Below are 24,389 nucleotides of genomic sequence, written 5' to 3'. Positions count from 1 at the left end.
GTCACACCACGTCCCGCGCGCGGAGGCGGATACCGGCCAGGGTCAGGGGGACGGCGACCCACGCCGCCAGGACGAGCCCGCCGCCCCACGCGCCGAGGTCGGGCGCACCCTCGACGGCGCCCTCGGTGGTCAGGAGGGACCCCGCGCCGGCGGGGAGGAACGTCACGGCGGTGTTGACGGCGGCCTGGGCGGGCGGCACGCCCGCGGACGCGGCGAGCGGGTCGCCCGCCAGGTCGGCCGCGAGCACGAGCGCGACGGGCAGGACGAGGACGACGAGGACCGCGACCGTCAGGGCGGGCACCGGCCGCCGGAGCAGAGCGCCGAGCGCGAGGCCGAGCAGGGCCGTCGCGACGAGCAGGAGCACCATCCCGCCGAGCACCTGGGGCGTGCCGTCGCTCGCGAGATCGAGGGCGATGCCGCGGGCCCGGGCCGAGGGGAGCAGAGCGAGCACGGCGGCGCCGACCGCGAGCACGGCCGTGAGCAGCGCGAACGCGGCGGTGACGACGGTCTGCGCGGCGAGCACGGGCCAGCGCCTCGGGGCGGCGAGGAACGTCGTGCGGAACGTGCCCGTGCTGTGCTCGCCCGTGCCGACGAGCACGCCCAGGACGAGCGGGGGCACCTGGGCGAGCAGCAGGCCCGAGGTGAGGGAGCCCAGCGGGTCGAACCCGGGGTCCACGGACGACGCCTGGGCCGAGAGGTGGGTCAGCGCGGCCGAGACCGCGACCGTGAGCGCGGCCGCCCACCAGGAGGACCGGAGGCTCGTGAGCTTGGTCCACTCGGAGCCGACGACGCGCGCGAGCGTCGGGCCCGGGGGCGTGGCCCGCGCCAGGGCCGGGGGAGTGCGCACCGGGGCGGGGGTCGCGGCGGTCATCGGGCACCGCCCGCCGCGGCGCGGTCGGACCCGCCGGAGGCGCGGCCCTGGTACTGGACCGCCCCCGCGGTGAGCCGCAGGTACGCCTCCTCGAGGGATCCCGCGTCGGCGGCGAGCTCCTGGACCGGTGCGTCCGCGAGGAGCCGGCCCCGGCCGATGACGACGACCCGGTCGGCGCAGAGCGCGAGCTCGTGCATGAGGTGCGAGGAGAGGAGCACGGTCCGTCCCTCGGCCGCGAGGCCGCGCACGAGTCCCCGCACCCACAGGACGCCGTCCGGGTCGAGGCCGTTGACGGGCTCGTCGAGGAGGAGCGTCCCGGGGTCGCCGAGCAGCGCTCCCGCGATGCCGAGCCGCTGGCCCATCCCCAGGGAGAAGGTCCCGGCGCGCCGTCCGGCGACGCTCTCGAGCCCGGTCATCCCGATGACCTCGTCCACGCGGGCGCGGCCGATCCCGTGGGTCCGCGCGAGGGCCCGCAGGTGCCGGAACGCCGTGCGCCCCGGGTGCACGGACCGCGCGTCGAGCATGCAGCCGACGGCGTGGAGCGGCGCCGGGAGGTCGGCGTACCGGCGTCCGTCGACGGTCGCCGTGCCGGACGTGGGCCGCTCCAGCCCGACCACGACCCGCATCGTCGTCGACTTCCCCGCCCCGTTCGGGCCGAGGAATCCCGTCACGGTGCCCGGGCGTGCCGTGAACGTCAGCCCGTCCACCGCCGTCGTCGGCCCGTAGCGCTTGGTGAGCGCCTCCACCTGGATCATGCGTCCTCCCGTCGTCGCGGGCGCCCGGTCCTCGGGCACCGCCGTCGTCGACGCTACGGACGGGCGCGGGGACGCCGGCTCCCGCCGTCGGCCGAGATCGTCGGGGGCGCGACCTCCTCCTCGGGGAGGAGGCGGTCGTGCCGGGGTCGGAGGCGGCCGTCGCGACGCCCTAGACTGGACGCATGCTTCCGGCGTGAGAGCGCCGGCGGGATCCGAATGAGACAGCGGATCGAGAAGCCCCGCCGCTCCACACGGCGGGGCTTCTCGCTGCCCGGGTGAACCTGCGGACCGGGCATTGTGGCCACGCCGCGGGCGGGCGTAGCGTCGGAGAGCGCCACGACGACACCGACGTCGTCCGACGGGCGGAGGACGAGATGACCGACAGGCTCCCTCTCCCCGGGCCGCTGCCCGCGGGGCAGCACCCCGGGTGCGACACGTCGGGCATGTTCCTCGTCCACCGGATCTTCCGCTGGCTCTACCGCGAGCTCCCCGTGCTGGTCCGCGAGGTCCGGCCCGGGGACACCGGGCGCTCGGCCGTCGTGGGCCGCTACGCCCACCTCGACTTCTTCGCGCTGCACCTGCACCACGAGACCGAGGACCGGGTGCTCTGGGACCGCCTCGAGGCGCGCGAGCCCGCGTGCGCGCTGCACGTCGGCCAGATGCGGGCGCAGCACGCCGAGGTCGCGGTGCGCCTCGCGCGGGTCGAGCCGCAGCTCGAGCCGTGGGTGGCCACGGCCGACCCGCGGCTCCGCGACGCCTTCGCGACCGACGTCGAGGGGCTGCGGGACCTCCTGTCGGCGCACCTCGGGCAGGAGGAGGTGGAGATCCTCCCCGTGGCCGGGGACGTGATGTCGCAGCAGGAGTGGGACTCCATGGAGGAGCACACGCGCGCCACCCTCGTGAAGCACCGCAAGGAGCTCGGCAAGGACCTCGTGGCGCTGCAGCTCGGCCTGCTGCTCGCGAGCGTCCCCGAGGCCGAGCGGGAGGAGTGGTTCCGCGCGAACGTGCCCGCGCCCGTCCGGGTGCTGTACCTCCTGCTCCTGAAGCGTCGGTACGACCACGCGATGCGCGAGCTCTACCCGGACCGTCCCGTGCCGGCGATGGTCTGACGCCGGGCGGCGGAAGGAGACCGGACCGTGTGGCGACGCGTGACGCTCGACGTCCACCTCGATCACCCGCCGGCGCGCGTCTTCCCGTACCTCGCCGACCCGGGCCGGTGGCCGGAGTTCGCGCCCGCGGTCGTCTCCCGCCGCCCGGTCGACGACGGGCCGCTGCGGGTGGGGAGCCGCTGGGCCGCCGTCGACCGCGTCGGTCCGTTCCGGGTGCGGTTCACCGACGTGCTCGAGGTCGTCGAGCCCGACCTGCGGGTCGTGTGGCACTCCACCGCGCCCTGGAACTCTCGCGTCGAGTACGTCACGTCGCCCGACGGCGGCGGGACGCGCGTGCGCGCCGACTACCACGGCGACGTGGCGTCGACGCTCCGGCTGGTGGCGCTGCTCCCGACCGCGGTCCTGGCACGGATCCTCCTGCGTGACTTCACGGGCCTGCGCCGGGTGCTCGAGACGGAGGACCGGGCACGCGCGCGCCGGCCGTGAGAGACGGCGCACCCGCGTGCCGCTACTTGCCGACCGAGACGGTCTCCTGCGCCATGCGGTCCCGGAAGGCCTCGTGCCGCTGCCGCTCGCTCTCCGTCCGGGAGCCGACGACGACGAACACCAGCAGCAGGACGGAGCCGCCGCCCCCGACGAGGAGGGCGCCGAGCAGGTCCAGCATCGGGACGCCGCCGTCCGGTGCGCCCGGCTGACCCGTCACCGAGACGCCCCACATGCCGGTGTAGTGCATCCCTGCGACAGCGACCCCCATGACGAGGGCCGACACGGTCATGGACAGCCCGCCCCGCGCGTGCACGCAGAGCCAGAGGGCCGCCGTCGCGGCGGCGACCGCGACGAGCACCGCCAGGACGACGGAGACCGCGCTGTAGTGCATCGTCCCGTGCATGCGCATCGCCGCCATGCCCAGGTAGTGCATCCCGGCGACGCCGAGCCCGGCCACGGCGCCTCCCACGGCCAGCAGCAGGGGCCGGTAGCCGAACATCATGACCAGGTGCAGGCCGACCGACACGACCACCACGGCGACCAGCGCGGAGACGATCGTGAGCGGCACGTCGTAGTGGATCGGCATGCCGGTGACCGTGAACCCGAGCATCGCCACGAAGTGCATCACCCAGATGCCCGTGCCCCCGATGGCCGCGGCCCCCAGCCACAGCCACGCCGAGCGCACGGGCCACGGCGCGTCGACACGGGAGCGGGAGACCGCGGACAGGCCGCAGGCAGACCCGGAGACCGCGGCCACGTAGGAGATGAGCGGGGTCACGGCACCGTAGGTGAAGTGATGGACGTCGAGCATTGCATACCGCCTCAAAAGCATCAGAAAGGACACGTCACCGTAAAGCGGGACGTCCGACCCCGCATCTCGAGGCGCGCGGACGGCGATTCGCGACGAGGAGATCCCGCGGGCCGGGCGCGCCGGAGTCAGGCCCGGCGGCATCGAGGGGAGTGTTCTGACTGTTCGACGAGCGCGCGCTGGCCGATGACTCGCGCGCCCCGACGTGGTGGTCGCTCGCGTCGCCCGACGACCACGGCGTCGAGGTCGCGTCCTGGACCGACACGGGCGGCTGAGGCGAGGCCCGCCGGACCGAGGCGGCGGGATACGCAGAAGGCCGGGTCAGGAAGAATCTCCTGACCCGGCCTCCGTGGCACGAGGTGTGCCACGCGGTGTCCGGAGGGGGACTTGAACCCCCACGCCCGATAAAGGGCACTAGCACCTCAAGCTAGCGCGTCTGCCATTCCGCCACCCGGACGAGTGGACCTTCCCGGCGTTTCCGCCGTTCCGGTGCGGGGAAAAACATAGCACGGTTCGGGCGTGGTCCTCACATCGCGGTCGCCGGTCGGTGCCGGGCCGACGTGGGACGACGGGCCGACCGCGGTACCCGGCGTGGGGGGACGACCTGGGGCAGACTGGGCGGATGGTGGCCACGACCGGGCGGAGGCACGTGTGACGGACGAGCAGCGGCCGGTGGCAGCAGCGCCGACCCCGAGGCCCGGCTCCGGCTCGGACCGCGCGGCGGCGTCGGTGAAGCACCTCGCGGGGGCGTCGAGCGCGGCACGCAAGGTGGCCGGGGCGCGACGCAACCCGTCGGTGGTCGGGTACGACGAGTCGGTGCCCGCGTGGCTGCGCACGACCGCGGGCTGGTCGTGGCGCCTGCTCATGATCGTCGCGGCCGTCGCGCTCATCTTCTTCGCGACGGCGCAGGTGCAGCTCGTGTTCGTGGCCGTCTTCCTGGCGCTCGTCATCACGTCGGTCCTGCGGCCCGTCACGGACTTCTACGCGCGGATCATGCCGCGGGGTCTGGCCACGGGGCTCGCGATCCTCTCCGCCCTGCTGTTCATCGCCGGTCTGCTGACGTACGTCATCACCTCGGTCGCGGGGCAGTGGCAGAGCCTCGCGGAGCAGTTCGACCAGGGCATCGAGCAGATCTTCGACTTCCTCGAGAACGGCCCGCTGCCGGTCACGATCACGGCGGACGACGTCAACGGGTGGATCGACAACGGCCGGCAGTGGCTCACGGAGCACGGCGGCGACATCGCGAGCCAGGCCGCCGCGAGCGCCGGCTCGGTGTTCGAGGCGTTCGCGGCGATCGCCCTCGCGATCTTCTGCACGGTGTTCTTCCTCGCCCGCGGCAAGGACATGTGGACGTGGTTCCTCAACCAGCTCCCGGCCCGCTCGCGCGACAGCTGGAAGGTCGCGGGCGGCGCGGGCTGGTACACGTTCTCCGGCTACGCCCGGGGCACCGTGATCATCGCTCTCGTCGACGGCATCCTCGCGGGCATCTTCCTGGGGGCCCTGGGCGTGCCGCTCGCGGCGCCGCTCGCGGTGCTCGTCTTCATCGGGGCGTTCATCCCCATCATCGGCGCGCCCCTCGCGATGATCATCGCGGCCATCGTCGCGCTCGCGGCCAAGGGCATCGTCATCGCGCTCGTCGTGACGATCGGCATCGCGCTCATCGGGCAGTTCGAGGGTCACATCCTGCAGCCGCTCGTCATGGGCAAGCAGGTCTCGCTGCACCCGGTCGTCGTGGCGATCGCGGTGACGGCGGGGACGCTGCTCGCGGGGATCCTCGGCGCGGTCGTGTCCGTGCCGCTCGTCGCTGTCGCGTGGTCGGTGTTCTCGCACCTGCGGCACAAGGACCCACCCATGGAGGAGGACCTGCCGACGGCGAAGGAGATCGCGCTCGGCGACGCCGTGCCCGGGTCGTCGGACCGCACGGCGCCCGACGCGGCCGGCTGACGCGCGACCGCCGGGGCGCGGGCGGCCGGCGCCTCACCGCGGGACGGCCGAGACCTCCGCGGCGAGCCGGACCGCGACGTGCACGGTGTCCCCGACGCCCTTGCCGGTCGCGGCGCGCACGGAGCGCAGGACGGCGAGGAGGTGCGGACCGCCGTAGGCGACGAGGGAGGCGTGGTACCGCACGTCGTCGACCTCCGCGACCACGGGGACGCGACCGCGCGTGCCGAAGAGGTCGACGGCGTCGTACGGGAGAGCGACGAACGCTCCCGAGCGCGTCCCGGCGGCGATCACGACGGCGTCGAACTCGACGGGGCCCGGGTCCGTCCACGTGGGCATGCCGTCGACCGTAGCGGACACCGCCGCTGCGGGGAACGGGCCAGGAGGGCGAACCTCTCCGGCCGGCGGGCCGCTCAGCGCGGCGGGCGACGGCGGCGGGCCAGCGCGACCGCGACGGCGGCCAGGGCGAGGAGCGCGGGGGCCACGAGCGACGCCCCGGCGAGGACGAGCAGCACGCCGGTGAGGACGGTCGCGACGGCCGCGAGCCACCAGCCGACCGTGCCGCGGGGGAGCAGGCGCAGGGCGGCGACCATGCCGAGCGCGTAGACCGCCACCATGCAGCTCGTGTGGACGCGCACGAACGGCTCGAGGTCGAGGCCGGTGGCGACGAGCACGGCGAGGTACGCCGCGCTCAGCACGAGCGTGACCGCGAGCGCCCGCCGGGGTACCCCGGCGCGACCGGAGAGAGCGGCGAGCGGGCGCGGCAGGTCGCCGTCGCGCGCGAGTGCCTGGCCGAGGTTGGCGAACGCCGCGAGATAGGCGGTGAGCACGCCCGAGGTGACGATCGCCGCGACGACGCCGACGACCACGGGCCCCGCGGCGGGTGCGCCCGTGCGCGCGAGGTCGAGCAGGGCGACGGTGCCGGAGCCGGCCTCGGCGCCGAGGACGCCGACCGTGGTGACCTGCAGGGCGAGGTAGGCGACGCCGACGACGACCAGCGCGATCCCGGTCGCGGCGGGGACGGTGCGGCGCGGGTCGCGGAAGTCCGCCGAGACGTGCGTGCCGACCTCCCAGCCCGCGAACGCCCACACGAACAGGCTCACCGCGGAGCCGACGCCGGACCACCCCTCGCTGAGGAACGGGGTGAACCGCTCGGCGCTCGCCGCCGGCGCCGCCACGGCGACGACCACGACGACGGCGGCGAGCAGCAGCGACGTGAGCGCGAGCTGGACGGCGCCCGCCACACGGACGCCGAGCCCCACGGCGACCGCCGGCACGACGACGAGCGCGACGGCCACGACCGGGACTGCCCCGCGATCGGCGCCCACCACTGCGACCACGTACTCCGCTCCCAGCACCGCCACGACGGGCACGCCCACGCACACGCCCAGGTAGAACCAGTAGCCCGTGGCGCGGGCCGCCGTCGGGCCGAGCGCGACGCGCACCGCGCTCGCGACGCCGCCCCGGTCCGGGTGCCGCGCCGCCAGCGCCGCGAAGGTGCCCGCGAGGGGGACGCTCGCCACGAGCACCAGGGCGACGGCGAGCACGGAGGCGGGGCCGGCGACCCGCGTGGCGAGCCCGGGCAGGGCGAGCACTCCCGTGCCGAGCACGCTCGCCACGTACAGGGCGCTGCCGCGCGCGAGCCCCAGGGTGCCCGCCGGCGCGTGCTCGCTCGCCGTCGGCGCGGGGCGGGGTGCGACGCCCGGCGTCGCGAGGGGAGTCGTCGTGTCCACGCGCCCACCCTGGCAGCGGGCCGGTCCCGGAACGAGCGGCAGGAAGGTCACTCTCCGACAAGATCCTGCCACCCTGCGCGGAGCGGGACGGTGCGACCACACTGGACCATGAGGATCGGCATACCCACCGAGGTCAAGAACCACGAGGACCGCGTCGCGCTCACCCCCGCCGGCGCGCACCACCTCGTGCGGGCCGGGCACGACGTGCTCGTCCAGTCCGGGGCCGGGGTCGGCTCCCACCTGCCCGACGCGGAGTTCGCCGACGCCGGTGCGCGGATCGTGCCGAGCGCCGAGGAGGTCTGGGGCGAGGCCGAGCTCGTGTGCAAGGTCAAGGAACCTGTCGCGAGCGAGTACCCGCTGCTGCGCGACGACCTCCTGCTCTTTGCCTACCTGCACCTCGCCGCGGACGCGGCCTGCACGCGTGCACTGCTCGACGCGGGCACGACGTCCGTCGCGTACGAGACGGCGCAGGCCCCCGACGGGACGCTCCCGCTGCTGGCCCCCATGAGCGAGGTGGCCGGGCGCATGGCGACCCAGGTCGGCGCCTGGCTCCTGCAACGACCCGCGGGAGGTCGCGGCGTCCTGCTCGGCGGCGTCCCCGGCACGCGGCCCGGGCGGGTCGTCGTGCTCGGGGGCGGGACCGCCGGCCGCAACGCGGCCGAGGTCGCGGTGGGCATGCGCGCGGAGGTGAGCGTGGTCGACCTGTCGCTGCCCGTCCTGCGCGCCGTCGACCAGGAGTTCTCCGGCCACGTGCGCACGGTCGTGTCGAGCGCGTACGCGATCGAGCGGGAGGTGCTCGAGGCCGACCTCGTCGTCGGGGCCGTGCTCGTCGCGGGGGCGCGGGCCCCGCGCCTCGTCACCGACGACCTCGTCGCACGCATGCGCCCCGGCGCCGTGCTCGTCGACGTCGCCGTCGACCAGGGCGGCTGCTTCGAGGGGTCGCGGCCCACCACGCACGACGACCCGACGTTCGCCGTGCACGGCACGACGTTCTACTGCGTCGCGAACATGCCCGGCGCGGTCCCCGTGACGAGCACGCTCGCGCTGACCAGCGCGACGCTGCCGTACCTCGCGGCGCTCGCGGAGGGCGGGGTCGACGCGGTGCGGGACGTCCCGCTCCTGCGGTCGGGGGCGTCCACCCACCGCGGCGCGCTCCTCAACGAGGCGGTCGCCGCCGCGCACGGCCTGCCGTGGACGCCCGCGGAGGACGCCCTGCGCCCGTGACGCACCCGCGGGACGGGACGCCGGGTCGGTGGCCCCGCGGGGTGGCCACGCTCGGGGAATCCGGGTGACGACGTGCGGCGGGACGTGCCAGGCTCGTGCGGGTGCATCCCTTCGCCCTCGACGACGGCCGCGTCCACCTGTCCACCCCGACCCTCGACGACGTCGACGCGATCACGGCCGCGTGCCAGGACGCGGAGACCGCTGCGTGGACGGTCGTCCCGTCCCCGTACGCGCGCGAGGACGCGGTGCAGTTCGTGTCGGACTACGTGGGACCGGGCTGGGAGCGCGGCGACGTCCTCACCTGGGGCGTGCGCGACAGCGCCGGCCCTTCGGGCATCCCCGGCCCCGACGGCGTCGGTGCCCTCCTCGGGATGGTCGGGCTAAGCCTCGACGATGCGCCCGAGGGGCGACGGTCGGCCGAGATCGGCTACTGGACCGCTCCCGAGGCCCGGGGCCGCGGCCTCATGACCGCGGCGTGCCGGCTCGTCGTCGACTGGGCGTTCGACCCGGAGGGCGGGGGGCTCGCGCGGCTCTTCTGGCAGGCGTACGTCGGCAACTGGCCGTCGCGGCGCACCGCCTGGCGGCTCGGCTTCCGGGTCGAGGGCACGGTGCGCGGGTTCGCGCTCCAGCGCGGCGAGCGCCGCGACGCGTGGCTCGGCACGCTCCTGCCCGACGACCCGCGCGCGCCGAACGAGCCGTGGCCCGCGGACGCGCCGTCGTCGGGCCGCGCCGCCTGACGCACTCGCCCCGGTCGCCAAGGGGCGTCCGCGAATGCGTTTCCGTCGTGCCCGCCCGCGGGGTCAAGATGGGCACCATGACCTCCGAGCCCACGACGCGCACCGACGCGCCCGCGCCCACCTCCGCGCCCGCAGTCGCCTCCGCCCTGATCGACCTCGATCCCGCCAACCCGTTCGCCGCGCCCTCCGCGCTGCCGTACGAGCTGCCCGACTACGACGCGATCCGCGAGGAGCACTACCTCCCCGCGCTTCGCGCCGCGACCGCGGCCCAGCGCGCCGCGATCGAGGCGGTCGCGACCGACGACGCACCCCCGACCGAGGCCACCGTGCTCGCGGCGCTCGAGCGGTCGGGCCGCGACCTCGCGCGCGTGCTCAACGCGTTCTACAACCAGCTCTCCGCCGACGCGACGCCGGGACTGGAGCAGATCGAGGAGGAGTCCGCGCCCGAGCTTGCCGCGCACCACGACGCGATCTACATGGACGCGCGCCTCTACGCGCGTGCCCGCGCCCTGCAGGACGCCGTCGACGCCGGCGAGCAGATCCTCGACCCCGACGCCGCGTGGCTGCTGCACACGCTGCTCGTCCGGTTCCGCCGCTCCGGCGTCGAGCTCGACGCGGAGCAGCAGGCGCGCCTGCGCGAGCTCAACGGCCGCCTCACCACGCTCGAGGCCGCGTTCGGCCGCAAGCTGCTCGCGGGGGCCAACGCGGCGAGCGTGCTCGTCACGGACCGCGCCGAGCTCGACGGCCTCGCCGAGGACGCGGTCGCGGGCGCGGCTGCCGCCGCCGCCTCGCGCGGGCACGAGGGGGCGTGGCTGCTGGAGATGCAGCTCCCCACCCAGCAGGGCGTCCTCGCGTCGCTCGCGCGCCGCGACGTCCGCGAGCGCGTCCAGCAGGCGTCGGAGTCGCGCGGTGCGACCGGCGACGACCACGACACGCGCGAGATCGTGCTGGAGACCGTGCGCCTGCGCGCCGAGCGCGCGCGCCTCCTCGGGTACGAGCACCACGCCGCGTACGTCGCCGAGGACGCGACCGCGAAGACGACCGAGGCCGTGAACGCGATGCTCGACCGGCTCGCCCCCGCCGCCGTCGCGAACGCGCGCCGCGAGGCGGCCGACCTCGAGACGGCGCTGCGGGCCGACGAGCCGGGCGCGACGCTGCGCGCCTCCGACTGGTCGTTCTACGCCGAGCGCGTGCGCAAGGACCGCTACGCGCTCGACGACGCGCTGCTGCGCCCCTACCTCGAGCTCGAGCGCGTCGTGCACGACGGCGTGTTCCTGGCCGCGAACCGCCTGTTCGGCGTCTCCTTCGCCGAGCGGCACGACCTCGTCGGCTACCACCCGGACGTGCGCGTCTTCGAGGTCTTCGACAGCGAGACGCCGGGGGAGCCGGGTCAGGGGCTCGGCCTGTTCCTCGCCGACTGGTACACGCGCGAGTCCAAGCGGGGCGGTGCCTGGATGAACAACCTCGTCGACCAGAACCACCTGCTCGGCCAGAAGCCGGTCGTCGTCAACAACCTCAACTTCGTCAAGCCGCCGGCCGGACAGCCCACGCTGCTCGTGTGGGACGAGGTCATCACGCTCTTCCACGAGTTCGGGCACGCGCTGCACGGGCTGTTCTCCGACGTGCGCTACCCGTCGCAGTCCGGCACGGAGGTGCCGCGGGACTTCGTCGAGTACCCGTCGCAGGTCAACGAGATGTGGGCGTGGGAGCCGTCGATCCTGCGCTCCTACGCGGTGCACCACGTGACGGGCGAGCCGATGCCCGCCGAGTGGGTCGACACCATGCTGGCCTCGCGCCAGTTCAACGAGGGCTTCGGCACGACCGAGTACCTCGCGGCGGCGCTGCTCGACCAGGCGTGGCACCAGGTCGGGCCCGACGGCGTCCCGTCGTCCGAGGCCGACGTCGTGCCGTTCGAGGCCGCGGCGCTGGAGGCGGCCGGCGTGGCGTTCGCGCCCGTCCCGCCGCGCTACCGGACCACGTACTACAACCACGTGTTCGGCGGCGGGTACGCGGCCGGGTACTACTCCTACATCTGGTCCGAGGTGCTCGACGCGGACACGGTCGAGTGGTACCGCGAGAACGGCGGCCTGTCGCGCGAGAACGGCGAGCGCTTCCGTCGCGTCCTGCTCGCGCGTGGCGGCTCGCAGGACCCGCTCCTCTCGTTCCGCGAGCTGCGCGGCCGCGACGCCGACATCGCGCCGCTCCTCGCGCGCCGCGGCCTCGATGCCTGACCCGACGATCCGCCCCGCCGAGGTAGAGCCCCGGTACCGCGAGGTAGAGGCGTGGTCATGACCACGCCTCTACCTCGGCGGGGTGCCGGGACGGACCAGGCCGGTCTCGTACGCGACGACGACGAGGCCGGCGCGGTCCCGCACGCCCAGCTTGGCGAGGACGCGGCCCACGTGCGTGCGCGCCGTCGCCGGGCTCATGAACAGCGCCGACCCGATCTCGTCGTTGGTCAGGCCGCGCCCGACGTGCGCGAGCACCTCGCGCTCGCGGTCCGTGAGCCGGTCCGCGACGGCGGCGGCGAGCGCGTCGTCCCGCCGCCCGGCGTCGACCGCCTGCGCGACGACGCGCGCCGTCACCGCGGGGGAGAGCAGCGCGTCGCCCGCGGCTGCGGTGCGCACGGCGGCACGCAGCTCGTCCGGGCTCGCGTCCTTGAGCAGGAAGCCCGACGCCCCGGCCCGCAGCGACGCGAAGAGGTTCGCGTCGTCGTCGAACGTCGTGAGCACGACGACGCGGGGACCGTCCGGGCGGTGGCCGGTCGACACGGCGCCCGCGACCGGCGTGTCGGTGCCGGTGGCGCCCCCGACGATCTGCCGCGTCGCCTCGACCCCGTCGAGGACGGGCATCTGCAGGTCCATGAGCACGACGTCGGGCCGCGACCGGCGCACGAGCGCCACGCCCTCGCGACCGTCGGCGGCCTCGCCGACGACCTCGACGTCGTCCGCACGCTCGAGCAGCGCGCGGATGCCCGTTCGCACGAGGGGCTGGTCGTCGACCAGCACGACGCGGATCACGCGGGGCCTCCGCCCGCGGCCTCGCTCCCCGGTGCCCCGGCCGGCGCCGGTGCGGGGCCGGCCGCGCCGACCGGGACCCGGGCGCGCAGGCGGAAGCCGCCGCCGTCGGGCGCGTCGGTCGTGACGGTGCCGCCCAGCACGGCGACCCGCTCGCGCAGCCCGCGCAGGCCGAACCCCTCCCGGTCCGGGGTGCCGCCCGGTGCGCCGCGACCGTCGTCGCGCACCTCGACCGCGAGCACGTCGCCGGGCGTCCCGGTCGCGGGCTCGAGCGTCACGCGCACGACGGCGGCGCGCGCCCCGGCGTGCCGCAGGACGTTGGTCAGTCCCTCCTGCACGACGCGGAACACCGCCGCGCCCGCCGCGCTGCCGTCCGGCGTGCCCGCGGGCAGGTCGACGTCCAGCGTGACCTCGAGGCCTGCCGCCCGCGCCGTGCGGGCGAGGTCGCCGAGCCGGTCGAGGCGGGCCTGCTCCGCGACGCCCGCCGGCCCGGACGGACCCCGCAGCGAGCGCACGGTCGCGCGCAGGTCCGCCAGCGCGGCCGTCGCCGACGTGCGTACGAGGTCGAGCTCGGCGCGCGCCACCGCGAGCGCGTCCTCCCGCCCGGCGCCGTCGGCGCGTCCCACGTCGTCGAGCGCCTCGTGCGCGACGCCCGCGTGCAGGGACACGACGGCGAGGTGGTGCCCGACGACGTCGTGCAGGTCGCGCGCGACGGCCTCCCGGTCGCGCGCGAGCCGGTCGGCCGCCTCGAGCTCGTGGGTCTGCTCCAGCAGCGCGTCCGCGTGCCGCCGCTGCTCGTCGCGCTGCCGGCGGGCGAACGCGCCGTGACCGAGCGCGATCGCGGCGGCCATCAGCGCGACCGTGGTCGCGAGCTCGTACCCGACGACGTACCGGACGTCGTCGCCCTCGGCGAGCCGGAAGTACGTCGAGGCGACCACGAGCGCCGCCGCGACCCCCACGGCCCACCCGAGCCGGCCCGCGACGGCCGCCGAGTACAGCGCGACCGAGACGGGCAGGGCGAGGCCGATTGCGGGCAGGTCGAGCGTGTAGTAGGCGCAGATCACGAGCGCCGTCGCGACGAGCACCCCCACGGGGAAGCGGCGCCGGCCGAGGACGAGCAGGCCCAGCACGAGGGCGATCGGGTACGCGACCCACGGGTCGGCGCGCGTGCCGCCGACGTCGGCCGCGATGGCGAACGCGACGACGTCGAACACCGCGAACCCCAGCAGGGCGTCGATGAGCCACGGCGGCGGCGACGGGCGCGCCGCCCGGGTCGCGGGCGGCGACCCGGCGGGCCGGTCGGGCGGGAGGTCGGGGGACGTCACGACCATCGAGTCTAGGAAGACGCACCCCGACGCGCGTCCGTCGCGGGGCGGGTCCGCGTCAGGGTCGACTACGTCGAGACGCGTAGGCGTGGGGCGCGGGACGACGCATCGTGCCGCGCGCCGGGGCGGACGCGGCGAGGCGATGCCGATCTCTAGCGTCGACGGCATGAACCCGACCCCCGGCCCCGCACCGGACCGCCCGACCCCGCCCGCCTCGTCCGTCCCACCTGACGGCCCGGTCCCGCCCGGCCCCGCCGTCACTCCCGGAGGGTCGAGGGCGCCGGCTCCTGCGGCCCGCCCCACGCTCGGCGAGACCGTCCGCTCGCTGAGCTGGCCCCTCGTCCTCGGGCTCGGTGCGCTCGCGCTCGTCCGACCGCTCCTGAGCGTCACCGGCCTCGACGACGCGATCGGCCGACCCGCCGCACCCCTGCTCACGACCCTCGTGCTCACGGTCGTGTGGATCGTCGCGATCGTCGTCGCCCGCCCCGCGCACCCGCTCGCGACCGGCGTGGCCGTCGGGCTCGCCTACGGCGTGCTCGCGCTGGTGCTCAGCGCGGTGCTGTCGCCGATCCTCACCGGCGAGCTGCAGGGACCCGTCGCCCACCCCGTCGCGATCGTCCCGATGCTGCTCACCAACGCGGTCTGGGGCGCGCTCGCGGGGGCCGTGGCGCTCGGTCTCCTCGCGGCCCGACGCCGCTGAGGCCGGCTGCCGATCCCGCCCGACCCGCAACCCCTGACCCGCACACCCGACCCGCACACCCGACCCGCACCGCCCGACCCGGCACCACCCCGAGCCGTGCCCGGGTGCGCTCGGGGTCGGTTCCGGGCCCGCGTACGCTTCCGAGCGGACGCGCCCGGCACCGCCCGGTCCCTAGCGTCGACGGCGTCGCCCGCACGGCCGGGCCGCCGTCGACCCGCACCCGCCGACCGCCGTCGTCCACCCTGGAGAAGACCTGATGACGACCACGTACACCACCCCGCCGCCTGCCGTCCCGCCGGCGCCCGGTGCGCCCGCCGGACCACCCGGAGGTCGTCCGCGACGGCGGCGCGGCCCGCTCGCCCGCGTCCTCGTGGTGCTCGGGCTCGTCGTCGTCCTGTTCGTCGGGGCGGTCGTCGCGGTCGTGGGCGTCGCCTGGGCGCGTGCCGCGACGAGCACGGCGGGTGCCGTGGAGTTCACGCGGCCGCTCGCCGTCCCGCCTCTCGCGGAGTCCCGGGTCGAGGACGGCGTGCGCGTCTTCGAGCTCGAGGCGCGCGCGGGCGTCGCGGACCTCGGCGCGTCCGCACCGACCCCGACGATCGGCCTGAACGGCGACTACCTCGGCCCCACCCTGCGGGCCGCGCGCGGCGAGCGCGTGCGCGTCGACGTGACGAACGCGCTCGACGAGACGACGACGCTCCACTGGCACGGCATGCACCTCCCGCCCGCGATGGACGGCGGCCCGCACCAGATGGTCGAGCCCGGCGAGACGTGGTCGCCCACGTGGACGATCGACCAGCCCGCCGCGACGCTCTGGTACCACCCGCACCTGCACGGGCGGACCGCGAGCCAGGTGTACCGGGGGCTCGCGGGGATGTTCCTCCTCGACGACCCGGCCGCCGCCGACGGCCCCGCCGCCGGCCTTCCGCACGAGTACGGCGTCGACGACGTCCCGGTCATCCTCCAGGACAAGAGCTTCCACCCCGACGGGCGGCTCGACGACGCCGCCTCGTTCCTCTCACCGGTCGGCACGCTGGGCGACACGGTGCTCGTCAACGGCACGCCCGGGCCGTACCTCGACGTCACGACCGAGCGCGTCCGCCTGCGCCTGCTCAACGGCTCCGACTCGCGGGTCTACGACGTCGGCCTCGCCGACGGCGGGACGGTCCAGCTCGTCGGGACCGACGGCGGGCTGCTCCCCGCCCCGCGCACGGTCGAGCGCGTGCGCCTCTCCCCGGGCGACCGGGCGGAGGTCGTCGTGACCATGGCCCCGGGGCAGCGCGCCGTCCTGCGCAGCCTCCCGCCCGAGCTCGGCGTCAACCCGCTGTTCGAGCGCTTCTCCGGCGGCGACGACACCTTCGACCTCCTGGAGCTGCGCGCTGCTCCCACGCTCGCGCCGAGCCCCGCCGTCCCCGACACCCTCGGCGCCGACCCGGCGGACGTGCTCGACGAGGCCGACGCCGTCCGGACGCGGACGTTCCAGCTCTCCGGCCGGTCCATCAACGGGCGGTCGATGGACATGTCCCGCGTCGACGAGGTCGTGACCGTCGGGGAGACCGAGGTCTGGGAGGTCACCGGGCTCGACGACACCCCGCACAACTTCCACGTCCACGACGTCCAGTTCCGCGTCCTCGACGTCGGCGGGCAGCCGCCCACGCCCGACCTCGACGGCTGGCAGGACACCGTCTACGTCCAGCCCGGCCGCGTCACGCGCCTGCTCGTCCGGTTCGAGGCGGCCGAGGGCGCGACCGACCCGAGCACCCCGTACATGTTCCACTGCCACCTGCTCACGCACGAGGACCAGGGCATGATGGGCCAGCTCGTCGTCGTCGCGCCGGGGGAGCGGGCGCCGTCCCGCATCGACGTGCCCGACGGCGCCACCCACCCCGACCACGCGGACACGCTCCCGGGCGACGGCACCGGCCCCCGCCACCTCGCCCCGGACCCCCACGGCGCCACCCACTGACCCCGAGGACCCGACCAGCCCATCCTGCCGGGTCGAGCAGGCGATGTGGGCGCGTCACGCGACCCGGACGCGCCTGGACGACCTGCTCGACGCGGCGGCTGGCATGGTGGGGGGAGCGTCCGGGATGTGGGAGGGGCGGCGGGGACAGGCGGGCGGGGCGATCGCGACGGGTAGCGTGTGGCCATGACCGCTCCGTACCCGGAATCCCAGGCCAGCGCCGGCACCCCGGCGACCGTCGACGTCCCCTCCGGCACGGTGCCGCGGGCGGAGGACGAGGTGGTGCGGATCTGCCGGGAGCTGCTGCGGATCGACACGTCGAACTTCGGCGACGGGACCGGTCCGGGGGAGCGGCGCGCGGCGGAGTACGTCATGGGGCTGCTGCACGAGGTCGGGCTCGAGCCGGAGCTGTTCGAGTCGGAGCCCGGCCGGGCGAGCGTCGTCGTGCGTCTGGAGGGCGCGGACCCGACCCGCCCTGCGCTCGTGCTGCACGGGCACCTCGACGTCGTGCCGGCGCAGGCCGCGGACTGGTCGGTCGACCCGTTCGCGGGCGAGGAGATCGACGGCCTGCTGTGGGGCCGCGGCGCCGTCGACATGAAGGACATGGACGCGATGATCCTCGCGGTCGTGCGGCAGATGGCGCGCGAGGGGCGCAAGCCCGCGCGCGACGTCGTCGTGGCGTTCTTCGCCGACGAGGAGGCGGGCGGCGTGTACGGGGCGCGCTACGCCGTCGACCACCGGCCCGAGCTGTTCGAGGGCGCGACCGAGGCGATCAGCGAGGTCGGCGGGTTCTCGGTCGAGGTCGGGGGCCGGCGCGCGTACCTGCTCCAGACGGCGGAGAAGGGCATCGCGTGGCTGCGCCTCGTCGCGGAAGGCCGCGCGGGTCACGGGTCGCAGGTGAACGAGGACAACGCGGTGACGCGGCTCGCGGAGGCGGTCGCGCGCATCGGGGCCCACCGCTGGCCCAACACGCTCACCCCGACCGTCGACAGGCTGCTGCGCGGCGTCGCGGACCTCACCGGGCTCCGGTACGACCCGGAGGACCCGTCGTCGGTCGCGGCGCTCGTCGCCGCGCTCGGCCCCGCGTCGCGGTTCGTCGGGGCGACGGTGCGCCACACGTCCAACCCGACGCAGCTCTCCGCCGGGTACAAGGCGAACGTCATCCCGGGCCGGGCGGAGGCGGCGATCGACGCGCGCCTGCTGCCCGGGCACGAGGAGGAGGGGTTCGCGACGCTGCGGGCGCTCGCGGGCGAGCACGTGCGGGTCGAGGAGATCCACCGGGACATCGCGCTCGAGGTGCCGTTCGAGGGCGACCTCGTCGACGCGATGGTCGACTCGCTGCTCGCGGAGGACCCCGAGGCGACCGTGCTGCCGTACACGCTCTCGGGCGGCACGGACAACAAGTCGCTCGCGCGCCTCGGCATCACGGGCTACGGCTTCGCGCCGCTGCGCCTGCCCGGCGACCTCGACTTCTCCGGGATGTTCCACGGGGTCGACGAGCGGGTCCCGGTCGACTCGCTGCGCTTCGGCGTGCGCGTGCTCGACCGCCTGCTGCGCACCTGCTGACGCCGTCCGGGTCGACCGCTCAGGCGTCGCCCAGCAGCGCCCGGACCGACGAGCGGAGCTGCGCGCGGTAGCCGCCGCCGAACAGCACCGCGTGCACCGCGACCGGGTACACCTGGTGCAGCGCGACCCGGTGGCGCCACCCGCGCGCGAGCGGGTGCGCGGCGTCGTACCCGGCGAGGATCTCCTCGAGGAAGGGGGCGCCGAACAGCGCGAGCATCGCCAGGTCGGCCTCGCGGTGCCCGCCGTGCGCCGCGGGGTCGACGAGCACCGCCTCGACGTCGCCCGGTCGTCCGTCCGGACCGGGGTCGAGCGGGGACCACAGCACGTTGCCCGACCACAGGTCGCCGTGCACGCGCGCGGGGGAGTCGTCGAGCGCGGGGCGCGCGAGGTCCGCGAGGCGTTCTCCCAGGCGTTCGAGGAGGCGCGCGTCGTCGGCGTCGAGCGCCCCGCGGTCGCGGCCCTGGCGCGCGACCGGGAGCAGCCGCGCCTCGGCGTAGAAGGTCGGCCAGTCGGGCCAGGAGCCCGTCGGCATCGGCAGCGGGTCGTCGAGCGGACCGAAGAACGCGTCGCCCGACCAGCCGGGCGGCGGCGCGCCCCACGCCGGCGCTCCCGCGTCGTGCACGACGGCGAGCGCCCGGCCGAACGCGTGCGCCGCCTCGGGCGTCGGTGCGGCGGGCAGGACGCGTTCGAGGTCGAGCCGGGTCGGGCCGACCCCGCGCACCGTCGCGACGCGCGGCCCGCCCGGGACGCGGAGCCACGCGAGCCCCGCGGCCTCGCAGTCGAAGAAGCCCGCGGGCGCGTCCGCGCGCGACTTCGTGAAGACGTCCGGCGGGGAGCCCGCGGAGCCGTCCCCGCGGCCGGGACCGCTCACGGGGCAGGGCTCACAGGGTCGAGCTGACCCGGATGATCTTGCGGCGCAGCCACACGCGGCGCTCGCCCCCGACGTAGAGCCTCGTCCGGGCGAGCTCCCAGCGCCCGTACTCGGCCTCGTCGGTGAGCAGCCTGCTCGCGTCCGACCGGCTCGTGGAGCGGTCGATCGTCAGGACGCGGTACTCGTACTGCCCGCCGTGCGCGGCCCATCCGGACCGCCGACGTGACGTCGGCCTCTCCTCCACGTGCCACCGTCCTCTCTCGCCTGTCTCGGTCGTCGGCCGGGCGGGGAGAACCCGCTCGACTAACGAGTGCCATTGTGCCCCTCTCGGCGCTACCGTCAGGGTATGACCGCTGACCCGCGTGCCGCGCTCGACCGGTTCATCGCCGCGCTCGAGGCCCACTACAACGCCGTCGCCGCACGCCGCGGGGAGGACGACCCCGCCGTCGACGACGCCTACTACGTGCTCGCGGACGCCTTCGAGGTCTACGACGAGGCCCTCGGCCAGGTCCACGGGGAGGCGACGCCGTTCTACCTCGCGGAGGAGGACGACGAGGACGAGGACGAGGACGACGACGAGGAGGACGAGGACGCGCTCGACGACCTCGACGACACCCTCGACGACGACGTCCTGACCGGCGAGCTGGAGACCGACGGCGCGCGCTGACGCGCCGTCGTCACCACCGCTCGGGGTAGCCGACCTCCAGGTCGCTCACGTCGTCGAGCGCCGCGCGGACGGCGTCGGGGAGCTCGAGGTCGGTCGCGGCGAGCGACGTGCGCAGCTGGGCCGGAGTCCGGGCGCCGACGATCGCGCTCGCCACCGTGGGGCGGCCCAGGAGCCACGACAGCGCGACGTCGAGCGGGGCGCGGCCGAGACCGTCGGCCGCGGTGACGACGGCCTCGACGATCCCCGAGGAGGACTGGTCCAGGTAGGGCTCGACGAACCCGGACAGGTGCGGGGACGCGCCGCGCGAGTCCGCGGGGAGCGAGCGGCGGTACTTGCCCGTGAGCACGCCCCGGCCCAACGGCGACCAGGCGAGGAGGCCGAGCCCGAGCGCCTCGGCGGCCGGCACGACCTCCCGTTCCGCGCCGCGCTGGAGCAGCGAGTACTCGAGCTCGACCGCGGCGAGGCCCACGTCGTCGGCACCGCCGAGCAGCGTCGCGGCGCGCGCCGTCGCCCACGCGGGGTGGTTGGACAGCCCGACGTACCGTGCCCGGCCGGACGTCACGGCGTGGCGCAGCGCGGAGAGCGTCTCGGTGAACGGCGTGCGCGGGTCGGGCGCGTGCACGAGGAACAGGTCGACGTGGTCGGTGCCCAGGCGCGACAGCGAGTCGTCCAGCGAGTCGAGGAGCGCCCCGCGGGACGCGTCGACGACCGGTCCCTGCGCCGTGCGGCGCACGCCCGCCTTGGTGCACAGGAGCACGTCGCGCCGGTCGACCTTCGTCCCCAGGATCGACCCGAGCAGGGACTCGGCGTCCCCGTCGGCGTACGAGGCGGCGGTGTCGACGAGGGTCCCGCCCGCGTCGACGAAGTCGCGCAGCTGCTCGGCGGCGTCGAGCTCGTCCGTGTCCCGGGCCCACGTCATGGTGCCGAGGCCGAGCTCGGACACGCGCAGGCCGGTGCTGCCGAGGTGGCGGTGTTCCATGGGAGCCGAGGGTACCGGCGGACCCCGCCGCGCGACCGTCGGGGCGCGCGACGGACCCCGGGAGCGGCGAGGTTCACCCGTCCCTCCAAGCCTGCGGTCCGGGTCCGCGGGACGGTGTTCACGCGCCCGTCGCCCGGCGTTCGTCCGGGGGCGCCGACCCGCCGACGAGGTGCCGGGAGGGCCTGCCCGAGCGGGTATCGTGGCCGCTCGTGAACGCGTGGGAAGCCGTCCTCCTCGGCCTCGTCCAGGGCCTGACCGAGTTCCTCCCGATCTCCTCGAGCGCGCACCTGCGCATCGTGGGCGAGCTCATCGGCTCGCAGGACCCGGGGGCCGCCTTCACGGCGATCACCCAGATCGGGACCGAGACGGCGGTCCTCCTGTACTTCCGTCGCGACATCGCGCGGATCTGCGCGGCGTGGTGGCGCTCGGTGCGCGGCGACCACGGCACGGACTGGAGGTCGCGCCTCGGTCGGCACGATCACGACGCCGCGATGGCCTGGTACATCGCCCTGGGCTCCGTCCCGATCGTCGTGCTCGGCCTGCTCTTCCAGGACGCGATCGAGAACACGTTCCGCAACCTCTACCTCACCGCGCTCATGCTCGCCGTCTTCGCGCTCCTGCTCGGCTGGGCGGACCGGATCGGCGCCAAGCGGCGCACGCTGCGCGAGCTCTCGCCCGGCCAGGCCGTCGCGTTCGGGTTCGCGCAGGCGCTCGCGCTCGTCCCGGGCGTCTCCCGGTCCGGCGGCACGATCACGGCGGGCCTCCTCATGGGCTTCACGCGCGAGGCCGCGGCGCGCTACTCGTTCCTGCTCGCGATCCCCGCGGTCATGGGCTCGGGGTTCTACCAGCTCGTCAAGTCCGCGGACGAGCCGGCCCCCGGCGCACCCGGCGCGGGCGCGACCCTCATCGCCACGCTCGTCGCGTTCGTCGTCGGCTACTTCGTCATCATCGCGTTCCTCAAGATCGTCTCGACCTTCAGCTACACGCCGTTCGTGGTCTACCGCCTGGTGCTCGCCGCGCTCGTCGTGCTGCTCCTGCTCACCGGCGTGCTCGAGCCCGGCGGGACCGCCGCGTCCACCCCGTGACCCGCGGTCAGAGCCAGCCGACCCGCTTGAACACCCGGTAGAGCACGAGGCAGCCGACCGCCATGAGCGCGAGCGCGAACGGGTAGCCGAACGCCCAGTGCAGCTCGGGCATGCTCCGGAAGTTCATGCCGTAGACCCCCGCGACGATGGTCGGGTAGACGAGGATCGCGGCCCAGGCCGAGATCTTGCGCATGTCCTCGTTCTGGCGCACCGACACCTGGGACATGTGGACCTGCAGCATGTCCGAGAGCAGGTCGTCGTGCGCGTCGAGGTGGCGGTCGATCCGCTCGACGGTCGTCACCACGCGCTCGAGCATGCGCCGGTTCACCGCGAGGTGGTCCGGGACGTCGGGGTCGAGCAGCTCGGGCAGCTCCGCCGAGACGGGCATGAGCGCGCGCCGCGCCTCGGTGATCTCGCGCTTGAGGTCGTAGATGCGCTCGACCGGGTCCTCGCGCTGCTGGTCGAACACGACCCGCTCCGTGTCCGCGACCGCGTCCCCCAGGCCGAGCTCGACCTGCGACGCCCCGCCCACGATCGCCAGGACGGCGGCCGACACGATCCGCTGGACGGGCGTGCCCCGCGGGTCCCCCGGGGCGGCGAGCTTGTCGAGCATGGTCGCGTGCACGCCGGCGTCCCCCTCCTCGGCGGTGACGACGGTGCCCGGTCCGAGCAGCGCGGCGAACTGGCCGGTGCGCACCTGGCGGTCCGCCTCGGTGAACCACGCCGTCGGCGTGACGAGCAGGAGCCAGTCGGGCGCGAGGCGGCGCACGTGCGCCAGCGGGTGGTGCGCGTGCCGGGACAGCTCGTGGCGCGTCGGTCCCGGGCTCGTGGAGACGCGGGCCGCGGCGTCGAGCACGGCGTCGAGGTCGGCGACCCGCGCCCACGTCGCCGGGCTACGCGGGGTCCGGCCTTCGCCCGCGTCATGGTCGCCGCCCTCGTGGTCGCGGGCCGGGTCGTCCCCGGCGCGCGCATCCCCGAGCGTGCGGGGGTCGACCTCGCGCACCCCGGCCGCACCCGGGTCCACGGTCCACGCCGCCAGGACGGTGGCGCCGGGGAGCAGGGGGCCTCGCGCGGCGTCGACGCGCGGGTCGGTGGGCTTCGTCACGTCCGCATTGTCCCGCGCCCGGCGTGGACCTGCCCGGTCGCGCGGGATCGCCGTCGGTGCGGGCAGCGGCGTGCCGTCCGTGTCCCGTGCGCGCGGCGCCCGCCTTCCGGACGACGGTCCGGCGCCGACGTCCCGACGGCTAAGGTTGACGCGTGCACAGCTGGCCCGCCCCGCAGATCCCCGAGCTCCCCGGACGAGGCCTCCCGGTCCGGGTGCACGACTCGACGACCCGCGAGCTCGTCGTCGCGGCCTCGGGCGAGGACGCGACCCTCTACGTGTGCGGCATCACGCCGTACGACGCGACCCACATCGGCCACGCGGCCACCTACGTCGCGTTCGACCTGCTCGTGCGCGCGTGGACGGACGCCGGCCAGCGCGTGCGGTACGCGTCGAACGTCACCGACGTCGACGACCCGCTCCTCGAGCGCGCCGCCGCGACGGGCGTCGACTGGCGCACGCTCGCCGTCGACCAGACGGCGCTCTTCGCCGAGGACATGACGGCGCTCGGCGTCGTCCCGCCGGACGTCTACGAGGGCGCGGTCGAGACGATCCCCGCCGTCGTCGAGGCGGTCACGCAGCTCCTCGACGCCGGGCTCGCCTACCGCGTGCCCGTCGAGCCCGGGGCGGGCGGGACCGACCCGGGCCTCGGTGACGTCTACGCCGACCTCTCGGCCGACCCCGCGTTCGGCTCCGTCTCGCGCCTCGCGCGCGACGTCATGCAGCACCTCTTCGCCGAGCGCGGGGGCGACCCCGACCGCGAGGGCAAGAAGGACGCGCTCGACCCGCTCCTGTGGCGCCGCGAGCGCCCGGGCGAGCCCGCGTGGGACGGTGGCGCGCTCGGCACCGGGCGGCCCGGCTGGCACGTCGAGTGCGCCGTCATCTCGCGTGACGGCCTCGGCCTGCCGTTCGACGTGCAGGGCGGGGGAGCGGACCTGCTGTTCCCGCACCACGAGATGTCGTCCTCGCACGACCGCATGCTCTCGGGCGGTGGCGCGCCCCGCGCCCACGTCCACGCCGGCCTCGTCGCGTACGAGGGCGAGAAGATGAGCAAGTCGCGCGGCAACCTCGTGCTCGTCTCGAAGCTGCGGGCCACGGGCGTCGACCCCATGGCGATCCGCCTCGCGCTGCTCGCGCACCACTACCGCGGCGAGTGGGAGTGGACCGACGACGACCTGCCCGCGGGGGTGCGCCGCCTGGAGACGTGGCGCGACGCCGTCTCCGGCAACGGCGGTCCCGACGCCACCGCGACGCTCGCCGCCGTGCGCGCCGCGCTCGCCGACGACCTGGACGCGCCCGCGGCGCTCGCGGCCGTCGACGCGTGGGCCGCGGAGTCGCTGCGTCCCGGGCGCGACACGTCCGGCGACGACGAGGGCGCGCCCGGCGTGGTCGCCCGCGCGGTCAACGCGCTGCTCGGCGTGCGCCTCTGACGCGCCGCCGCACGCCCGCGGCG

The 24,389-nt window shown here is 75.7% G+C and carries 23 protein-coding genes and 1 tRNA gene; 12 read left to right on the top strand and 12 right to left on the bottom strand.

Going from position 1 to position 24,389, the window contains the following annotated elements:
• Window position 1 precedes the first annotated feature (1 nt).
• Both NHH00_RS02500 and NHH00_RS02495 read right to left on the bottom strand, forming a co-directional pair.
• Window positions 2–871 carry a hypothetical protein gene (locus tag NHH00_RS02500; protein WP_253049788.1) on the bottom strand — a complete coding sequence of 290 codons (870 nt, stop codon included), beginning with the start codon at window positions 869–871 and terminating at the stop codon, window positions 2–4.
• Window positions 868–1,626, bottom strand: a complete 759-nt coding sequence (locus NHH00_RS02495) for an ABC transporter ATP-binding protein (RefSeq protein WP_253049786.1) — start codon at window positions 1,624–1,626, stop codon at window positions 868–870. The genes NHH00_RS02500 and NHH00_RS02495 overlap by 4 nt, the downstream gene beginning before the upstream one ends.
• Before the next feature lie 374 nt (window positions 1,627–2,000).
• Between NHH00_RS02495 and NHH00_RS02490 the strand changes: the two genes are divergently transcribed.
• Together NHH00_RS02490 and NHH00_RS02485 are read left to right on the top strand one after the other, a co-directional pair.
• A complete protein-coding gene (locus NHH00_RS02490) occupies window positions 2,001–2,735 on the top strand; it encodes a hemerythrin domain-containing protein (RefSeq protein WP_253049784.1) in 735 nt (244 codons plus the stop codon).
• Window positions 2,736–2,762: 27 nt separating this feature from the next.
• Window positions 2,763–3,221 carry an SRPBCC family protein gene (locus NHH00_RS02485; protein ID WP_253049782.1) on the top strand — a complete coding sequence of 153 codons (459 nt, stop codon included), beginning with the start codon at window positions 2,763–2,765 and terminating at the stop codon, window positions 3,219–3,221.
• A 22-nt stretch (window positions 3,222–3,243) separates the two neighbouring features.
• Here the strand turns inward: NHH00_RS02485 and NHH00_RS02480 are convergent, their stop codons facing one another.
• Window positions 3,244–4,032, bottom strand: coding sequence for an MHYT domain-containing protein (locus NHH00_RS02480; protein WP_253049780.1), 789 nt, complete (start codon window positions 4,030–4,032; stop codon window positions 3,244–3,246).
• 369 nt (window positions 4,033–4,401) lie between these two features.
• Window positions 4,402–4,486, bottom strand: a tRNA-Leu gene (locus NHH00_RS02475).
• 215 nt (window positions 4,487–4,701) lie between these two features.
• On the opposite strand from NHH00_RS02475, the gene NHH00_RS02470 reads away from it, so the two are divergent.
• Window positions 4,702–5,973 carry an AI-2E family transporter gene (locus NHH00_RS02470; RefSeq protein ID WP_253049778.1) on the top strand — a complete coding sequence of 424 codons (1,272 nt, stop codon included), beginning with the start codon at window positions 4,702–4,704 and terminating at the stop codon, window positions 5,971–5,973.
• Window positions 5,974–6,006: 33 nt separating this feature from the next.
• Here the strand turns inward: NHH00_RS02470 and NHH00_RS02465 are convergent, their stop codons facing one another.
• Both NHH00_RS02465 and NHH00_RS02460 read right to left on the bottom strand, forming a co-directional pair.
• Window positions 6,007–6,309, bottom strand: a complete 303-nt coding sequence (locus tag NHH00_RS02465; RefSeq protein WP_253049776.1) for a DUF1905 domain-containing protein — start codon at window positions 6,307–6,309, stop codon at window positions 6,007–6,009.
• Between the two features lie 74 nt (window positions 6,310–6,383).
• A complete protein-coding gene (locus tag NHH00_RS02460) occupies window positions 6,384–7,703 on the bottom strand; it encodes an APC family permease (RefSeq protein WP_253049774.1) in 1,320 nt (439 codons plus the stop codon).
• Between the two features lie 108 nt (window positions 7,704–7,811).
• On the opposite strand from NHH00_RS02460, the gene ald reads away from it, so the two are divergent.
• From ald to NHH00_RS02445, 3 genes are all read left to right on the top strand, one after another.
• Window positions 7,812–8,927, top strand: coding sequence for an alanine dehydrogenase (ald, locus tag NHH00_RS02455; RefSeq protein WP_253049772.1), 1,116 nt, complete (start codon window positions 7,812–7,814; stop codon window positions 8,925–8,927).
• A 101-nt stretch (window positions 8,928–9,028) separates the two neighbouring features.
• A complete protein-coding gene (locus NHH00_RS02450; protein ID WP_253049770.1) occupies window positions 9,029–9,664 on the top strand; it encodes a GNAT family N-acetyltransferase in 636 nt (211 codons plus the stop codon).
• Between the two features lie 68 nt (window positions 9,665–9,732).
• Window positions 9,733–11,895 carry a M3 family metallopeptidase gene (locus NHH00_RS02445; protein ID WP_374613933.1) on the top strand — a complete coding sequence of 721 codons (2,163 nt, stop codon included), beginning with the start codon at window positions 9,733–9,735 and terminating at the stop codon, window positions 11,893–11,895.
• Window positions 11,896–11,964: 69 nt separating this feature from the next.
• On the opposite strand, the gene NHH00_RS02440 is transcribed toward NHH00_RS02445, so the two are convergent.
• On the bottom strand, window positions 11,965–12,684 hold the full coding sequence (locus NHH00_RS02440; protein ID WP_253049766.1) for a response regulator: 720 nt from the start codon (window positions 12,682–12,684) through the stop codon (window positions 11,965–11,967).
• Window positions 12,681–14,006: a sensor histidine kinase gene (locus NHH00_RS20930; RefSeq protein WP_253049764.1), complete on the bottom strand. Its 1,326-nt coding sequence runs from the start codon at window positions 14,004–14,006 to the stop codon at window positions 12,681–12,683. Before NHH00_RS20930 ends, NHH00_RS02440 begins: the two co-directional genes overlap by 4 nt.
• Window positions 14,007–14,172: 166 nt before the next feature.
• On the opposite strand from NHH00_RS20930, the gene NHH00_RS02430 reads away from it, so the two are divergent.
• From NHH00_RS02430 to NHH00_RS02420, 3 genes are all read left to right on the top strand, one after another.
• Window positions 14,173–14,706, top strand: coding sequence for a hypothetical protein (locus NHH00_RS02430; RefSeq protein WP_253049762.1), 534 nt, complete (start codon window positions 14,173–14,175; stop codon window positions 14,704–14,706).
• 256 nt (window positions 14,707–14,962) lie between these two features.
• Window positions 14,963–16,669, top strand: a complete 1,707-nt coding sequence (locus tag NHH00_RS02425) for a multicopper oxidase family protein (RefSeq protein WP_253049760.1) — start codon at window positions 14,963–14,965, stop codon at window positions 16,667–16,669.
• A 183-nt stretch (window positions 16,670–16,852) separates the two neighbouring features.
• Entirely contained in the window at window positions 16,853–18,232 is a 1,380-nt protein-coding gene (locus tag NHH00_RS02420; RefSeq protein WP_253049758.1) for a M20/M25/M40 family metallo-hydrolase, read from the top strand.
• A gap of 19 nt (window positions 18,233–18,251) precedes the next feature.
• Here the strand turns inward: NHH00_RS02420 and NHH00_RS02415 are convergent, their stop codons facing one another.
• Window positions 18,252–19,103, bottom strand: coding sequence for a fructosamine kinase family protein (locus NHH00_RS02415; RefSeq protein ID WP_253049756.1), 852 nt, complete (start codon window positions 19,101–19,103; stop codon window positions 18,252–18,254).
• A 10-nt stretch (window positions 19,104–19,113) separates the two neighbouring features.
• Window positions 19,114–19,347: a DUF5703 family protein gene (locus NHH00_RS02410; RefSeq protein WP_009861400.1), complete on the bottom strand. Its 234-nt coding sequence runs from the start codon at window positions 19,345–19,347 to the stop codon at window positions 19,114–19,116.
• A gap of 102 nt (window positions 19,348–19,449) precedes the next feature.
• Here NHH00_RS02410 and NHH00_RS02405 point away from each other — a divergent pair, with 102 nt between their 5' ends.
• Window positions 19,450–19,770 (top strand): primosomal protein, encoded by a 321-nt coding sequence (locus NHH00_RS02405; protein ID WP_253049754.1) that lies wholly within the window; start codon window positions 19,450–19,452, stop codon window positions 19,768–19,770.
• Window positions 19,771–19,780: 10 nt separating this feature from the next.
• Here NHH00_RS02405 and NHH00_RS02400 read toward each other — a convergent pair whose 3' ends face one another.
• Window positions 19,781–20,749, bottom strand: coding sequence for an aldo/keto reductase (locus NHH00_RS02400; protein ID WP_253049752.1), 969 nt, complete (start codon window positions 20,747–20,749; stop codon window positions 19,781–19,783).
• 209 nt (window positions 20,750–20,958) lie between these two features.
• Here NHH00_RS02400 and NHH00_RS02395 point away from each other — a divergent pair, with 209 nt between their 5' ends.
• Window positions 20,959–21,834: an undecaprenyl-diphosphate phosphatase gene (locus NHH00_RS02395; RefSeq protein ID WP_253049750.1), complete on the top strand. Its 876-nt coding sequence runs from the start codon at window positions 20,959–20,961 to the stop codon at window positions 21,832–21,834.
• A gap of 7 nt (window positions 21,835–21,841) precedes the next feature.
• Here NHH00_RS02395 and NHH00_RS02390 read toward each other — a convergent pair whose 3' ends face one another.
• Window positions 21,842–22,939, bottom strand: a complete 1,098-nt coding sequence (locus NHH00_RS02390) for a magnesium and cobalt transport protein CorA (protein ID WP_253049748.1) — start codon at window positions 22,937–22,939, stop codon at window positions 21,842–21,844.
• A 152-nt stretch (window positions 22,940–23,091) separates the two neighbouring features.
• Here NHH00_RS02390 and mshC point away from each other — a divergent pair, with 152 nt between their 5' ends.
• Window positions 23,092–24,366, top strand: a complete 1,275-nt coding sequence (mshC, locus tag NHH00_RS02385) for a cysteine--1-D-myo-inosityl 2-amino-2-deoxy-alpha-D-glucopyranoside ligase (protein ID WP_253049746.1) — start codon at window positions 23,092–23,094, stop codon at window positions 24,364–24,366.
• The last annotated feature ends 23 nt before the right edge of the window (window positions 24,367–24,389 follow it).

This window comes from Cellulosimicrobium cellulans (assembly GCF_024124905.1).
Classification (GTDB): Bacteria; Actinomycetota; Actinomycetes; order Actinomycetales; family Cellulomonadaceae; genus Cellulosimicrobium; species Cellulosimicrobium cellulans_G.
Note: the sequence above shows the minus strand (reverse complement) of the source record. Positions and strands in the feature narration are given on the sequence as shown.

Coding starts and splice junctions, on each gene's coding strand:
- NHH00_RS02500 (WP_253049788.1), bottom strand. CDS start 871: ATGACCGCCGCGACCCCCGCCCCGGTGCGCACTCCCCCGGCCCTGGCG.
- NHH00_RS02495 (WP_253049786.1), bottom strand. CDS start 1,626: ATGATCCAGGTGGAGGCGCTCACCAAGCGCTACGGGCCGACGACGGCG.
- NHH00_RS02490 (WP_253049784.1), top strand. CDS start 2,001: ATGACCGACAGGCTCCCTCTCCCCGGGCCGCTGCCCGCGGGGCAGCAC.
- NHH00_RS02480 (WP_253049780.1), bottom strand. CDS start 4,032: ATGCTCGACGTCCATCACTTCACCTACGGTGCCGTGACCCCGCTCATC.
- NHH00_RS02465 (WP_253049776.1), bottom strand. CDS start 6,309: ATGCCCACGTGGACGGACCCGGGCCCCGTCGAGTTCGACGCCGTCGTG.
- ald (WP_253049772.1), top strand. CDS start 7,812: ATGAGGATCGGCATACCCACCGAGGTCAAGAACCACGAGGACCGCGTC.
- NHH00_RS02445 (WP_374613933.1), top strand. CDS start 9,733: ATGGGCACCATGACCTCCGAGCCCACGACGCGCACCGACGCGCCCGCG.
- NHH00_RS02430 (WP_253049762.1), top strand. CDS start 14,173: ATGAACCCGACCCCCGGCCCCGCACCGGACCGCCCGACCCCGCCCGCC.
- NHH00_RS02425 (WP_253049760.1), top strand. CDS start 14,963: ATGACGACCACGTACACCACCCCGCCGCCTGCCGTCCCGCCGGCGCCC.
- NHH00_RS02420 (WP_253049758.1), top strand. CDS start 16,853: ATGACCGCTCCGTACCCGGAATCCCAGGCCAGCGCCGGCACCCCGGCG.
- NHH00_RS02405 (WP_253049754.1), top strand. CDS start 19,450: ATGACCGCTGACCCGCGTGCCGCGCTCGACCGGTTCATCGCCGCGCTC.
- NHH00_RS02400 (WP_253049752.1), bottom strand. CDS start 20,749: ATGGAACACCGCCACCTCGGCAGCACCGGCCTGCGCGTGTCCGAGCTC.